13 protein-coding genes are annotated in these 13,558 nt (G+C 61.5%); 9 read left to right on the forward strand and 4 right to left on the reverse strand.

Annotation, left to right across the window (positions count from 1 at the left end):
* Positions 1 to 81 precede the first annotated feature (81 nt).
* From ACFSQT_RS23430 to fabG, 6 genes are all read left to right on the forward strand, one after another.
* The gene (locus tag ACFSQT_RS23430) at positions 82 to 990 is read left to right on the forward strand and encodes a LysR substrate-binding domain-containing protein (protein WP_379022598.1); all 909 of its coding nucleotides are present in this window, start codon (positions 82 to 84) and stop codon (positions 988 to 990) included.
* Between the two features lie 171 nt (positions 991 to 1,161).
* Positions 1,162 to 3,432, forward strand: coding sequence for a propanediol/glycerol family dehydratase large subunit (locus ACFSQT_RS23435; protein WP_379022600.1), 2,271 nt, complete (start codon positions 1,162 to 1,164; stop codon positions 3,430 to 3,432).
* Positions 3,429 to 3,848: a diol dehydratase small subunit gene (locus ACFSQT_RS23440; RefSeq protein WP_379022602.1), complete on the forward strand. Its 420-nt coding sequence runs from the start codon at positions 3,429 to 3,431 to the stop codon at positions 3,846 to 3,848. Before ACFSQT_RS23435 ends, ACFSQT_RS23440 begins: the two co-directional genes overlap by 4 nt.
* An 8-nt stretch (positions 3,849 to 3,856) precedes the next feature.
* Positions 3,857 to 4,555, forward strand: a complete 699-nt coding sequence (locus tag ACFSQT_RS23445) for a cysteine hydrolase family protein (protein ID WP_379022604.1) — start codon at positions 3,857 to 3,859, stop codon at positions 4,553 to 4,555.
* Positions 4,556 to 4,654: 99 nt separating this feature from the next.
* Positions 4,655 to 6,181: an APC family permease gene (locus ACFSQT_RS23450; protein ID WP_379022606.1), complete on the forward strand. Its 1,527-nt coding sequence runs from the start codon at positions 4,655 to 4,657 to the stop codon at positions 6,179 to 6,181.
* 80 nt (positions 6,182 to 6,261) lie between these two features.
* Positions 6,262 to 7,026: a 3-oxoacyl-ACP reductase FabG gene (gene fabG, locus ACFSQT_RS23455; protein WP_379022608.1), complete on the forward strand. Its 765-nt coding sequence runs from the start codon at positions 6,262 to 6,264 to the stop codon at positions 7,024 to 7,026.
* Positions 7,027 to 7,032: 6 nt separating this feature from the next.
* On the opposite strand, the gene ACFSQT_RS23460 is transcribed toward fabG, so the two are convergent.
* Complete coding sequence (locus tag ACFSQT_RS23460) at positions 7,033 to 8,040, reverse strand: phosphotransferase enzyme family protein (protein WP_379022610.1); 1,008 nt, start codon at positions 8,038 to 8,040, stop codon at positions 7,033 to 7,035.
* A gap of 117 nt (positions 8,041 to 8,157) precedes the next feature.
* Complete coding sequence (locus ACFSQT_RS23465; protein ID WP_379022612.1) at positions 8,158 to 9,441, reverse strand: class-III pyridoxal-phosphate-dependent aminotransferase; 1,284 nt, start codon at positions 9,439 to 9,441, stop codon at positions 8,158 to 8,160.
* Positions 9,442 to 9,542: 101 nt separating this feature from the next.
* Here ACFSQT_RS23465 and ACFSQT_RS23470 point away from each other — a divergent pair, with 101 nt between their 5' ends.
* The 3 genes from ACFSQT_RS23470 to ACFSQT_RS23480 all read left to right on the forward strand — a co-directional run bounded on the left by ACFSQT_RS23470 (position 9,543) and on the right by ACFSQT_RS23480 (position 11,743).
* Positions 9,543 to 10,304 (forward strand): SDR family NAD(P)-dependent oxidoreductase, encoded by a 762-nt coding sequence (locus ACFSQT_RS23470; RefSeq protein WP_379022614.1) that lies wholly within the window; start codon positions 9,543 to 9,545, stop codon positions 10,302 to 10,304.
* Between the two features lie 2 nt (positions 10,305 to 10,306).
* Positions 10,307 to 10,558, forward strand: a complete 252-nt coding sequence (locus ACFSQT_RS23475) for a hypothetical protein (RefSeq protein ID WP_379022616.1) — start codon at positions 10,307 to 10,309, stop codon at positions 10,556 to 10,558.
* 111 nt (positions 10,559 to 10,669) lie between these two features.
* The gene (locus ACFSQT_RS23480) at positions 10,670 to 11,743 is read left to right on the forward strand and encodes an ABC transporter ATP-binding protein (RefSeq protein ID WP_379022618.1); all 1,074 of its coding nucleotides are present in this window, start codon (positions 10,670 to 10,672) and stop codon (positions 11,741 to 11,743) included.
* 64 nt (positions 11,744 to 11,807) lie between these two features.
* Here ACFSQT_RS23480 and ACFSQT_RS23485 read toward each other — a convergent pair whose 3' ends face one another.
* On the reverse strand, positions 11,808 to 12,650 hold the full coding sequence (locus tag ACFSQT_RS23485) for a carbohydrate ABC transporter permease (protein WP_379022620.1): 843 nt from the start codon (positions 12,648 to 12,650) through the stop codon (positions 11,808 to 11,810).
* Entirely contained in the window at positions 12,647 to 13,531 is an 885-nt protein-coding gene (locus ACFSQT_RS23490) for a carbohydrate ABC transporter permease (RefSeq protein WP_379022622.1), read from the reverse strand. Before ACFSQT_RS23490 ends, ACFSQT_RS23485 begins: the two co-directional genes overlap by 4 nt.
* Positions 13,532 to 13,558: the final 27 nt, after the last annotated feature.

Genomic DNA, 13,558 nt, shown 5'->3' on the forward strand with positions numbered 1-13,558 from the left:
CCTCCTGTGGCCAGTCAACTTAGCGCGACGGAAAACGGCTGTGACGCTGGAAATTTCTAATCAATGCAATAAGCTGGAGTTATGGCTAGCTTGCGTCATCTGCTCCCGTCTGCGAACGGCCTCGTGGCTTTTGAGGCAGCGGGACGTTTGCTCAATTTCACGGCAGCAGCCAAGGAACTCGGCCTGTCGCAAGCAGCGGTTTCGCTCTCGATCATACGCCTTGAGGAGCAGTTCGGTACAAAGCTTTTTGTCCGCCGGCATCGAAAAGTCGAACTCACCGAACCGGGCGCCCGCTTCTTTGCCGACGTGACTTTCGGCCTTTCTCATATTCAGAAGTCCGCGGAACGCTTGAAAGCATCCGCCGGCGGAAATCACGTCACGTTGTCGGCATCGACCGCATTCGCCACTCTGTGGATCGTACCCAGGCTGCAACGTTTTCGAGAAGAGTTGCCAGGAATAGAGTTACGCATCCAAACCAGCGATCGTGATCTCGATCTTGCCGCTGAAGGCATCCCCCTCGGAATTCGTGGCGGAGACGATGACGACTGGCCGGATTACCGCCTGCTGCCGATGGCACCGGAGGAGATATATCCTTTGTGCAGCCCTTCCTATCTCGCCCGCTACGGAACGCCGCAAACGATCGAAGACTTATGCAGGCACCGCCTGATCCACTTGGATGAACCGCATAGGCCGGCCGTAACCTGGCCTGACTGGTTGGCCGCCGCCGGGGTTGACGGGACCCTTGCCCCACAAGGTCTTCGCATCAACGACTATGTCTCGGTCATTCAGTCCGTCGTGGAAGGACACGGGATAGCGCTCGGTTGGGCACATCTGACCGATCGACTGGTAAGCACTGGAACCTTGATACGACTAACCAATCACATTCATCGCACCGGCAAGTCATTCAATGTCGCTTGGCCCAAGACCCTGGAAGTTACCGGCCATGTGGCATCTGTCAGAGATTGGCTGGTCAAGCAAAGTGCGCACTAAACTCTGCCGAAGATGACCTGGACGAGCGAGCGTGTGAACCTCTCTACGGAGAGCAGCGGGCCGAACGCTCGAAGACGGATCGAAGCGCTCAGGTTTTGCAACGTTCGATCCAGGCCATTGTGTGACGAGTGGGCATTCACTAGTCTTTCCGTCAGGTCGGGAAACGCACGCATGATACCGAAACTGAACCGCTGGAAGCGCTTCGCTGACTGGGACGAGCGGCCGTTGCGTCTGGACAAGTTTGCGGCGGAAGACCCCGCCAATGGCTTCTCCGCTTTCTCCAGCCCGGCCGATCCGAAACCTGGCATCGGCATCAAAGGCGGGCGCGTCGTGTCGCTCGATGGCGTGCTCGAACACGACTACGATATGATCGATCGCTTCATTGCTCGCCATCACATCGACCCGGAAGTGGCGCCGGAAGCGATGGCCCTGGAGTCAGCGACCGTTGCGCGCTGGCTGGTCGACATGAACGTTCCGCGCGAAAAGCTCGTGCGGCTCGCCCACGGCATGACACCTGCGAAACTCGCTGAGGTCGTGTCGCAGCTCAACGCCCTGGAGATCGCCTTCGCCTACTCGAAGATGCGAGCCCGCAAGACGCCGGGCAACCAGGCACATGTCACCAACGCCAAGGACGACCCGCTCCAGCTCGCCGCGGATGCCGCAACCGCCGTCGCCTTTGGCTTCGACGAGATCGAGACAACGATGCGCGTATCGCGCAATGCCTGGTCCAACGCGGTGGCGTGTGCGGTAGGCGGCGCGGTGGGCCGCTGGGGAACGCTGTTCCAGTGCTCCAGCGAGGAAGCGGAGGAACTGCGCATCGCCATGGCCGGCTTCACGTCCTATGCCGAAACCGTTTCCGTCTACGGCACCGAGAAATCGTTCACCGATGGTGACGACACGCCATGGTCCAAGGCATTTCTCGCGGCCGCCTATGCCTCGCGCGGCGTCAAGATGCGCTGCACGTCGGGTGCCGGCTCCGAGTTGCTGATGGGCTTCCATGAGGCAAAATCGCTGCTTTACCTGGAGGCGCGCTGCCTCTGCCTGCAGCGTGGCATGGGGGTGCAAGGCACGCAGAATGGCGGCATCGACGGAGCGCCTTTGACCGCCACGGTTCCAGGTGGTGTTCGCGAGCTGATGGCCGAGAACCTCATCGCCGTCTGGCTCGATCTCGAATGCGCGTCTGGCAATGACGCGCGCTCCACCGAATCGGAAATTCGCGTCGGCGCCAAGATCCTTCCCTACCTCATTGCCGGCTCGGACCTGATCTGCTCCGGGATGGGATCGATCCTGAAATACGACAATTCGTTCAACCCGTCGCTGATCAACGGCGAGGAATTGGAAGACTATCTTGTGCTGCAGCGGGATTTCGAGGCCGATGGCGGGTTGACGCCACTGCCCGAGTCACGCGCGATCGAGTTGCGCGAGCGGGCGGTGGAGGCGATCGCCGCCGTGTTCGAGGAACTCGGCCTTTCGACGCCGACCGAGGACATGAAGACCAGTGTGGTCTATGCGTCCGGGTCCGACGATACACGCAGCCTGATGCCGCGCGACGTGACATTCGTCAGCGAGGCCATCAAGGAGCGCGGGATCACCGTGATCGACGTGGTCAAGGCGCTGGCCAACCGCGGTTTCCGCGAAGAGGCAGAGAATCTTTTGAACGTGGTGAAGCTGCGCCTGTCCGGAGACTATCTCCAGACCTCGGCCATGATCCGCAACGGGCGGATCGTAAGCGCGGTGAACGATCCGAACGACTATCTCGGTCCCGGCTCCGGCTATCGCGTCTCTGAAGAACGGCGCCTGCAACTCAACGACATCCGCGATGTGCTGGATCAGAAGGAAGTGCTGCGCTCCGAAGCCCTGCACGAGAAGGACGAGGCAAGGCACATCCGCTATCGCAACCTTGGACCGGCAGCCACCGGGTCGGCAAACGACGACGTGGTCATCGGCATCAGCCCGGCCTTCGGCTTGAAGCTTTACCGAACGACGGCCGGACATCGGCTGTCCGAGGTGCTTGGCGCCATGCTGGATGCGATCCGCGCGCGCGGGCTCAAGGCGCGCGTCGTTCGCTTCCGCCACACGGCGGATACGTCCTTCCTCGGTCTGTCCGCCGCGCGGCTTGCCGGCAGCGGCATCGGTATCGGTATCCAGGCCAAGGGCACGGCCGTCATCCATCAGCGTGACCGCCAGCCGCACAACAATCTGGAACTGTTTTCCAATGCGCCGATCACCAGGCTCGAGCACTATCGCGCGCTGGGTGCCAATGCGGCGGCCTATGCGCTGGGTGAAATGCCGGAGCCCATCGTCGTGCCGCAGCGGGGCGAGGCCATGGGGTCTCGCTACCACGCCCGCGTCGCCCTCATCTACGCCATCGAAACCGGACTGACGGAGGCCGGTGCGGCTCCCGAAGAGGTCGACGTCACCCTGACGGGGGTGAAATCGTGACCCACACACGCGCCGACTATCCGCTCGCCGAAACACAACCCGGCGCCGTGACGGGCAAGCGCGGCAAGTCGCTTGCTGAGATAACGCTGGATTCGGTGCTTGCGGGCGACGTGACGATGGAAGACCTTCGCATCACACCACAAGCGCTGCAGGCGCAGGCCGATGTGGCGCGCGATGTCGGACGGCCGACACTGGCCCTCAACTTCGAGCGGGGGGCAGAGCTTGTCGAGGTGCCGCAGGATTTCATCATGCAGGTATACGAACTGCTGCGCCCCGGCCGCGCCAAATCCAAGCAAGAATTGCTCGAGGCCGCCGCCACGATGCGCGGCACCTACCAGGCCGAACGTATCGCCCGTTTCATCGAAGAGGCCGCCGAGACCTATGCGGCGCGAGGCCTCTTCACGTTCCGTTTCTGAAGGATCGCATGAGCTGGAAAACCGGATTCCGTTCACTCTATTACATTGGTGCACCCGAGCCGGATGATCCGGTGCTGGTGCCGGGGCAAACCGCCATCCTGGTCATCGACGTTCAGAACACCTACCTGGAGCGGCCGGATCGCGCGTCCCTTTCGCCGCAGGAACAGCACCGCTACGATCTGTGGACACCGTTCCACGAGCGCATGCACGGCACGGTCATACCGAACACGGCGCGATTGCTCGCGCTGGCACGGCAAAATGGCATCGAATGCCTTTTTGCCCGTATCGCCTGCCACACCAAGGACGGGCGCGACCGCTCGCTCTCTCAGAAAATGCCGGGCTGGAACAATTTGCTGCTGCCAAAGAACGACGCACCGTCGCAGCTGGTTGCCGAGCTTCAGCCGGCCGGTGACGAGATCGTGGTGACCAAGACCACCGATTCCGCGCTGACGGGAACGAATCTGCGCCTGATCCTTCACAATCTCGGCGTCAGGAATGTCATCTGCTGCGGTATCTTCACAGACCAGTGCGTGTCTTCGACTGTGCGCAGCCTGGCGGATGAAAGCTATGCGGTCATCGTGCTCGAGGATTGCTGCGCGGCGGCGACCGAGGAGCTTCATCGCAAGGAGCTCGAAATCATCAACATGATCTACTGCCACGTGATGTCGAGCGGCGAGCTTTGCAAAATCATGGCCTTGGCAAAGTGACGCTGCGTCCGTAGTGTCATGGCTGCACGCGCAGGCCGGGACACATCGGCCGCCATGTGCGGGGACCTGCATACAGCTGTCACGAATGGAGAGGGCTTCATGGCCATAGAAACTGCACGCGGGACGATCGACGTCTCGAAAAGTAACAGCATCAACCTTTTGCACTCGAAGGCCGTGGGGCTCGCCGGAGTGCTCTTTCTCGCCGTCACCGGCGCGGCGCCGATGTCGGCGATGCTAGGCAATGTCCCGTTCGCCGCGGGCTACGGCATCGGCAAATATACCCCTGCCGCCTTCCTGATGGCGACGATCGTGCTGACCATCTTCTCGGTCGGCTATGCCGCGATGGCATCGAGGGTCTCGTCCGTCGGCGGCTTCTACTCCTTCATCAGCCAGGGGCTCGGCCGTGAGGTCGGAATGTCGGCGGGCATAGGCTCGCTCGCCTGCTACTCGCTGTTCGAGGCCTCGCTGACCGGGCTGTTCGCATTTTTCGGCAATTTGTGGATTTCCCAGCACTTCGGCATCAACGTGCCGTGGATCGTCCTCGCCTTGGCCATGATCGTGGTCATCGCGGCGCTTGCCTACCGCGACGTGAAAGTGTCGGCACGGCTGCTCGGCATAGCTCTCGTTCTTGAAGTGATCATGCTCATGATCTTCTCGCTGGGTGTGCTTTTCGCCAACGGCGGGACGAGCTTTTCCGGTGACTCGTTGAATGTGTTCAAGGTGTTCACGCCTGTCGCCGAGCAGACAGTCGGAACCGTGGCCATACCGGCGGGCGCGGCGGCCGTCGGCATTTTCATGGCGTTCTGGTCCTGGGTCGGCTTCGAGATGGCTCCGAACTATGCCGAGGAATCCCGCGATCCGAAGCGCATCATTCCGCAATCGCTACTGATTTCGGTCATTGGCCTTGGAGTCTTCTACACTTTCGTCAGCTGGTGCGCGGTGGCAGCCTATCCCACCGAGGCCGACATGGTGGCCAAGGCATTCTCCGACGGAGTGAACTTCTTCCTGACACCCATTCAGAATTTTGTCGGCGGCTGGGGCTACCAGTTGATGTCGCTTCTCATCCTGACCAGTTCCTTCGCCTGCGGCATGGCCTTCCACAACACCGCTTCCCGCTACCTGTACTCGCTGGCACGCGAGGGCGTTTTGCCACAGGTGATCGCGGAGACGCATGATCACCACAAGAGCCCCCACAAGGCCTCGGCGCTGCAGTCCGTGCTGGCGGCGATCTGGGTCCTGCTCTACGGTCTGGGCTACGGCTTCGACGATCCGTCGGGACAGGCCTGGCTCGGTGTCTATACGCTGTTTGCGGTGCTAGGCACCGGACTGCTGCTGGTGCTACAGGCAGTTGTCTCGCTGGCCATCTTCATGTGGTTCAAGAAGAACGGCGGCGGCGGCGTGCTGACGACTGTCATCGCGCCGTTGATCTCGCTGGTTGTCCAGCTGGTCCTCGTCTACACGCTGGTGGCCAATCTGGCGACCCTGGGCGGCACCAACGGCTTTGCCAGGAGCATCCCCTATGTGGGGCTTGCGATCCTTGTCGTCGGCCTGATCTGGGGCTTCGTGTTGAAGTCCGCCAACCCCAAAGCTTACGAGAACATCGGTCACATGGTGAACGAAGGCTAGGGCATTCCTCGCCCTGGATTTCTTGCATCAACGGGGACGGAGCATCACTCTGTCCCCGTCTCATTTTGGAGCTTCAAGTCATGACCCAGTCTTTGAAGGGTCGGTCCGTCGTCGTTACCGGCGGATCGAAAGGCATCGGCAAGGGCATAGCGCGAGTGTTCGCGCTGTCGGGCGCCAAGGTCGCCATCATTGCGCGCCATGTCGATCAGGCCGAAGCCGCGGCCGCCGAGATTGGCAACGGAGCCTTCGGCGTTGCTGGCGACGTGACTTCACTCGCAAGCATCGAGAGCGCGCTTGCGGCAGTGGCCACAAGAAACGGGTGCATTGATGTGTTGTGCGCCAATGCTGGAATTTTCCCGCAGGCGCGGCTCGAAGACATGACTTCGGAACAATGGGATGAGGTTGTCGACACCAACCTCAAGGGCACCTTCCATGCGGTCAAGGCCGTGGTTCCCTATCTCAAGAAATCCGATCAGGGCCGCATCGTGCTGACGTCGTCGATCACCGGCCCAGTCACCGGTTTTCCCGGGTGGTCGCACTACGGCGCCACCAAGGCTGGGCAGCTCGGCTTCATGCGAACGGCCTGCATCGAGCTGGCGAAATACGGCATCACCGTCAACGCCGTCATGCCGGGCAACATTATCACCGAGGGCCTTGCCGGCCTGGGCGAGGACTATCAGAAGACCATGGCAGCCTCGATCCCGCTCAAGCGGCTTGGGACGGTGGAGGACATCGGCTACGCCGCGCTCTACTTTGCGTCGAAGGAAGCAGGCTACGTGACAGGACAGACAATCATTGTCGATGGCGGCCAGATCCTGCCGGAGAGCCTGGAGGCACTGGCATAGAGTGGTTCAAAACTTGCTCAGATACGCCTCGCACAGCCCGACCGTTGCCTCGGTATAGGGCAGGCCCATCGACTTGGCGAGGTCCGTCTCCGCGTGCGAGCCGATCCACGCAATCAGCAGCAGGCGGCGCAGCATCACGAAGGTCGGGATCTCGTCCTCGTCCGCCTTGGGCAGGTCAAGCACGCGGCGATAGCCGGTCGTCCACGACTGGATAAGATCGGCAGCCTGCGGCTCGTGCTCGTAAAAAGAGATGGGCGTCGCGGCGTCATACATATACCAGCCAAAGCCGCAGTCGTCGAAGTCGATGACCTTCACTGTCTTGCCGTCGATCAGCAGGTTGGCGAGCCGCAGATCGCAATGAATAAGGCCGAAGCGGTCATGGCCCTTGCCGAAGGCAGCGAGCCTGCGGCCGATCAGGTCCGCGGTGCGGCCAAAGAGCTTGGCTTTCGAGGCGTCGACGCCCATGCCGTTACGCCAGCGCCCCCAATGGGGGCTCTCCTCGCCGAGGCTCGTATCGAAATCCCACACGTGGCGGCTGAACCACGAAGGGCGCCGCCACTGCCGGGCGTGGATGTGCATGCGGGCTGTGACCTCGCCCAGCACCTCGAAAGGTTCCGCGAGCGCCTCACCCATGCCCGGCTCCGAACCGGTCTCCCACTGCGACAACACGACATGGCGGGGTTGCGCCAGTCTGGCATGGCCGACAAGCTGGATTTGCTCACCGTCCTTCCCCGCCACCGGCACGGGTGTGGGGACGATCCCGGTCTGGCGCAAATCGGCCAGCCAGGCCAGTTCAGATTGGATGGCTGTCCTTGAATGGTAGCCGTCGCGATGGATGCGGAGCGCCCACCGCCGGCCGTCGCGAGCCGCAATCTTGTAGGTCGCGTTCTCCGACAGGTTGATCATCTCGACGGAAACGTCCGCCGGCAGATCGTAGTTGGCGGTGGCCGTCTCCGCCGTCTCCTGCAGGATGCCCAGTTGCTGGTCGTGCGTGAGTGCGTCGAAATCCGTCACTGTCCGTCCTGCCCGATCATTGCACCCTTGTCCCCTGCCAGTACCCGCGCGATCACGGCAAGCCCGGCCGCCAGCTCGAACTGGACGCCTGGCAGTTTCAACCAGGTTCGGGACATGTCAACTCGCCTTGCCTGCCTGATGCAGCAACTCCCGGGCGCGCGGCATTGCCGCGTCGAAGCGATCCATGATGTCCCGGCAGGTTTCGTGATCCAGAAGAATACCGGGCTTCCACTGCAGCACCCGTTTGTCGAGCGATGAGAAGATCGCCCAGACCCCCTGCTCGTAGAGTGCACGCGACACGAAGACAGCGCCTTCCGGGTGATTGCTGAATTCCAGACCGAGGATCACGCCTTTCTGCCGCACCCCGGTGAAGATGTCGCCGTGACGAACCAGCATCTCGCGCATGGCCTGTGCCATGAACTCGGTCACTGTGCCGACATTGGCCACCAGTTCAGGCCGCTGCAGCATCTCGATGACCTTGTGGCCAACGACACAGCCGAGCTCGGCCCCGCCGGTGGTCGAGATGTGGGCCGCACCATCCTCGTTGAGCCAGCCGCCGGCCTTGTCGTTCACCAGCGCCGCGCTGATCGGATAGAGGCCGCCGGACAGGCCCTTTGCCGTCACCATGATGTCCGGCTGGACGCCATAGGCCTGCCAGCCCCACATGCTGCCGGTCCGCATCAGGCCGGTCTGGACCTCGTCGGCGATGTACATCGCGCCATGCTTTTCGCACAGCGCCTTGCAGGCGTTGAGATAGCCGTCTTTCGGCATCGGGAAGCCGTAAGTGGCGGGGATCGTCTCGACAATCAACGCCGCGACGTCCTCGCCCTTGAGCGCCTTCTCCATGGCATCGATATCGTTGAAGGGAACCTGGATGAACGTCTCCGGTTGGTCGGAGAGAAAGATCTTGGTGAAGCGATCGTCGCCGGTCGCTACCGCGAGCCCCGAATGTCCGTGATAACCTTTGATGATCGACACGATCTTGCGCCGCTTGGTGGCATAGCGAGCGCTCTTGATGGCGATGTCCACCGCCTCCGCGCCGCCTGGCGCAAAGATCGCGTATCTCATTCCCGGCGAGACATTGACGAGGGATTCGGCCAGAGCCGTTCGCGCGACGGACGGGAACCAGTGATTGCCGATGTCGAAATAGTCGAGCGCGCTCTTCAGCGTCTCTACGAGCTCCGGATTGCGGTGACCGAGATTGTAGGTGCCACCATTCAGGTGCAGGTCGATCAGGCGGCGCCCCGACATGTCGTAGAGAAAATAGCCCTCCCGCCTGCCGATCACGAGATCGATCCCGGCTTTCTGCCAGAACCTGGTCTTGTCGGGATTCCAGAAACGGATTGCCTTGTCGAAAAAATCCTGCTTCGACTCGAACTTGAAGGGGCCGAAGTCGTACATGCCTGTCTTTTCCTCAGAGGTTGATCGGCGCGCAACAAAGCGGGCGAGCTCACCCGCCGGATGATGCAGGATTACGAGCCGGGGAGAAAGGGTGGTGAAGCATGATCCTGAAGGACAGGACGGCGATCGTGACCGGGGCAGGATCTGGCATCGGCAAGGCGGCAGCGCTGATCATCGCGCGCGAGGGTGCGATGGTCGGCGTCGCGGATCGCAGTGCTGACGGCGCAAACGCGACCGTCGAACAGATCCGTGCGGCGGGTGGCCAGGCGAAAGCGCTTGTGTTCGACCTAACAGACGACAAGGCCCTTGAAGCCGGCTTTCGCGATTTCATCCACACTCAAGGCAGGATCGATATCCTCCACAATCATGCCGGCGTACAGGTCGAGGGCGACGTGCTTGGTGTGAGTGTCAAAGGCTTCGACACGTCCTGGACGCTCAACGTGCGGGCTCATTTCCTCGGCGCCCGCATCGTCATGCCGTTTATGAAAGAGGCAGGTCGCGGGGTCATCCTCAACACATCGTCGAGCTCCGGCGTGCTCTACGACCGTGAGATGATCGCCTATACCACGACCAAGCACGCGGTGATCGCGATGACGAAGCAGATGGCGGGCGACTTTGGCCGCTTCGGCGTTCGCGTCAACGCGCTTTGCCCCGGTTGGGTGGACACGCCCTTCAATGCACCTTTCATCGCCCAGATGGGAGGCCGGGAAGCCATCGAAGCCTACATCCGCGAAAGGGTGCCGCTTGGCCGTTGGGCAAGCGTCGAGGAAATCGCGGAGGCAGTGCTGTTTCTGGTGTCCGACCGGTCCTCATACATGACGGGGCAGATTCTGGTTGTCGATGGAGGAGAAACGGTGATCTGAGCATGATGCCGAAAAGCGTGAAGCGGTTTTCGGACGACATCATGCTCTATCTCTTTGAGTTAGAGGCGGATTCAGATTTCAGGAGCAGGGGCGCCTTGCCGCATCCCGACGAAAGCCGATCCTTCGCCGACCGCAAAGTCGATCTTGTGGATCACGTCGATCGGCTGCGGCCCAGCTGGGGAATGGCAATTTCGCGGCGCGAAGCTGTCCGCGGCTATTGGCTGACAGCAGATCGTCGGCTTTTGGCAGGGTAGCTGGTAACTGTTCCGGGGACCAGGGATGAGGCCGCTCATTGTGCCGTAGCCCCACGATCCTTGACATCGGGTATTTATCCGAAATTATGCAGGAAAGAAGGATCGCAAAGCATGACGGGAATCGCGCTGTCGGGCGTATCAAAGCACTTTGGCGCTGTCGAAGTGATCCGCGACGTGAGCCTGGACATTGAGCCAGGAGAGCTGGTCGTGTTTCTCGGTCCGTCCGGTTCTGGCAAGACGACGCTGCTCCGGATGATCGCCGGCCTCGAAAGCATTGACGAGGGCACGCTGACGATCGACGGGGTGCGCTCGGAGAACCTTGCGCCTGGCAGGCGCAACGTTGCGATGGTCTTCCAGAACTATGCGCTTTACCCACATATGACAGTCGCGGAGAACATGGCCTTTGGGCTAAGGAACATTCGGGTCGCGCCGGATGTTATACGCCAACGGATCGCTGAGGCCGCGCGTATCCTGGAGATCGAAGCGCTGCTCAACCGTCGCCCGTCGCAGCTCTCCGGCGGGCAGCGCCAGCGCGTGGCCATCGGGCGTGCGATCGTCAAGGAGCCTAAGGCATTCCTGTTCGACGAGCCACTCTCCAATCTAGATGCGGCGCTTCGAGCCCGTACACGCGTCGAGCTTGCCGAACTGCATCAGCGTTTGAAGTCGACGATGATCTACGTCACCCACGACCAGGTGGAAGCGATGACGCTCGCCGACCGTATTGTGATCCTCAACGATTGCCGGATAGAGCAGATGGGAAGACCCGACGAGGTCTATGCACGTCCGGCGTCGCGATTCGTCGCGACCTTCGTCGGGTCTCCGGCGATGAACATTCTGCCTGTTTCGGTTTCGGGCTCAGGCGACAGGCTCAATGCGCGCTTGACTGATGGATCGCTCGTCGGACTTCCTGGCGCGCCGGTCAACATGGATTGGCGCGAACTCGGAGTGCGGCCGGAATCGCTGACTGTCGTCTCCGAAGGCGGTGAAACATCCGCCACGGCCACCGTTGTCGAGCGCCTTGGCGAGCGAACGCTCGTCTATGCGCGGCTCGCGGATGGGACGCAGGTGACGGCACAAGATCGCGGGCTTTCGAGCGTCAAACCGGGCGACGCCGTTCGGCTGAAGTTCGACACCGCCGCCCTGCATCTCTTCGCCGCGGACGGATCGACCTGGCACGCGCGCTGACGGGGCCTGAGCCCGCCGAGCGGGTTCGTGCCCTCCGCCATTGCGGTTCGCTTGCGGTCCGAGGCTAGCCTTTGATACCGGCCGAGAGCGTTATCGCTTCGGTTACTCGGCGCTGGAAGAAGAGGTAGGCTAGTGCCACCGGAAGGCCGGCCAGTACGGCTGCCGACAGCTGGCGCGCGTAGTAGACACCGAAGGCATCATTGACCTGCGTGATACCGACGGTGATCGTCATCATCTCGGTACGGGTCACCGAGAGGAACGGCCACAAAAACGCGTTCCACGTCCAGATGAAGCAGACGATCGACAGCGCCGTCGTTACCCCCCAGTTCATCGGCATGTAGATTTTGAAGAGGATCCCGAATTCAGACGCATTGTCCATGACCGCAGCCTCGCGGAAGTCCTTCGGGACCTGATCGAAGAACTGCTTGTACACGATGATGATGACGGGGTGGATAAGCTGCGGCAACATGATTCCGGCCCAGGTGTTGAGCAGGCCAAGGTTGGCGACCAGCACGAAATGATTGATGATCAGCGCCGAAGTTGGCACCATGAAGGAAGCGAGGATCAGCCACCATAGCGCGATCCGCCCCGGGAACCGCAACTGCGAGATTGCGTAGCCGCACAGCATCGAGATGAAGATGGTGATGACTGTCACGCCGACCGCGACAGCCACCGAATTGACGTACCAGGCGCCGATCTGTGTCGTGGTCAGGGCGTCAATGTAGTTCTCCAGCGTCGGCGTCTCGGGCCAGAGTTCGACGTAAGGCCGGACCACCTCGTCGTCCGGTTTGAGCGACGAGATCACACCCCAATAGAGCGGGAACGCCCATAGGATGGCCCAGACGAGCGTCAATGCCGTGATTATCCCGCCCCAAAAGTTCCAGCGTTGCGCAGCCATGGCGTTCATCGGCGCCGCCTTTCGGCGAACCGGAGCAGTTGGAATTGCAGGACCGAGACGACGACCACAAGCATGAAGAGGGTGACGGCGACAGCCGCCGCCCTGCCTCCCTGGTTCTGCTGGAAGGCCTTCTGGAAGACGTAGTAGACGAGCACCATATTGTCGTTCGGCCGGCCGCCGATCGAGAACAGATAGACCTGATCGAAGATCTTGAGCTGCAGGATGAGTTGGATGGTTAATACCAGCGAGGTGATCGGCCATAGCAGTGGCCAGGTGATACGCCGGAACGTGGTCCATCGCGTCGAGTTGTCGAGCGCCGCGGCTTCGTAGATCTCCGGTGGTATGGACCGCAATCCGGCGAGGAAGAGGAGGATCGAGAAGCCCGCGGTCCACCAGATCGTCACCCCAGCCACCGCCGGCAAGAACCAGACGCGCGACTTAAAGACCGGTACGCGCGGGATCCCCAGCCAGTCCAGTACATGCATCGCGATCCCGAACTGGAAATTCAGCGTCCAGTCCCAGATCAGATAAACGACGGACACCGGCAGGATATAGGGCAGGAAGAACAGCGCCAGCACGATCGCCTGGAACCGGCCCTTGAGGCGCGACACGCCAAGCGCGATCAACAGGGCGATGAGCGTCCCGGGGACGACCGTCATCAGCACGAAGTAAGCGGTGTTCCAGACCGCGCGCCGGAACATCGGGTCGTTGTCGAGCCGCAGATAGTTGTCGAGACCAACCCACCGACCCGCGCCGATCAGCGGCGCATCGGTGAAGGAGATGCGAAACATCTGGACCGTCGGATAGACGAACGCCAGCAAGTAGATCGCCAGGAAGGGAGCGACCAGCACCAGTGCGACAAGACGTTCAGTGCGGGAGTTGCGAAGCATGGCTCTTCCTTAGATATGGCTGGGGCC

The organism is Mesorhizobium calcicola, from assembly GCF_042682105.1.
In the GTDB taxonomy this organism is placed as follows: Bacteria; Pseudomonadota; Alphaproteobacteria; order Rhizobiales; family Rhizobiaceae; genus Mesorhizobium; species Mesorhizobium calcicola.

Coding starts and splice junctions, on each gene's coding strand:
- ACFSQT_RS23430 (WP_379022598.1), top strand. CDS start 82: ATGGCTAGCTTGCGTCATCTGCTCCCGTCTGCGAACGGCCTCGTGGCT.
- ACFSQT_RS23435 (WP_379022600.1), top strand. CDS start 1,162: ATGATACCGAAACTGAACCGCTGGAAGCGCTTCGCTGACTGGGACGAG.
- ACFSQT_RS23445 (WP_379022604.1), top strand. CDS start 3,857: ATGAGCTGGAAAACCGGATTCCGTTCACTCTATTACATTGGTGCACCC.
- ACFSQT_RS23450 (WP_379022606.1), top strand. CDS start 4,655: ATGGCCATAGAAACTGCACGCGGGACGATCGACGTCTCGAAAAGTAAC.
- fabG (WP_379022608.1), top strand. CDS start 6,262: ATGACCCAGTCTTTGAAGGGTCGGTCCGTCGTCGTTACCGGCGGATCG.
- ACFSQT_RS23465 (WP_379022612.1), bottom strand. CDS start 9,441: ATGTACGACTTCGGCCCCTTCAAGTTCGAGTCGAAGCAGGATTTTTTC.
- ACFSQT_RS23470 (WP_379022614.1), top strand. CDS start 9,543: ATGATCCTGAAGGACAGGACGGCGATCGTGACCGGGGCAGGATCTGGC.
- ACFSQT_RS23475 (WP_379022616.1), top strand. CDS start 10,307: ATGATGCCGAAAAGCGTGAAGCGGTTTTCGGACGACATCATGCTCTAT.
- ACFSQT_RS23480 (WP_379022618.1), top strand. CDS start 10,670: ATGACGGGAATCGCGCTGTCGGGCGTATCAAAGCACTTTGGCGCTGTC.
- ACFSQT_RS23485 (WP_379022620.1), bottom strand. CDS start 12,650: ATGAACGCCATGGCTGCGCAACGCTGGAACTTTTGGGGCGGGATAATC.
- ACFSQT_RS23490 (WP_379022622.1), bottom strand. CDS start 13,531: ATGCTTCGCAACTCCCGCACTGAACGTCTTGTCGCACTGGTGCTGGTC.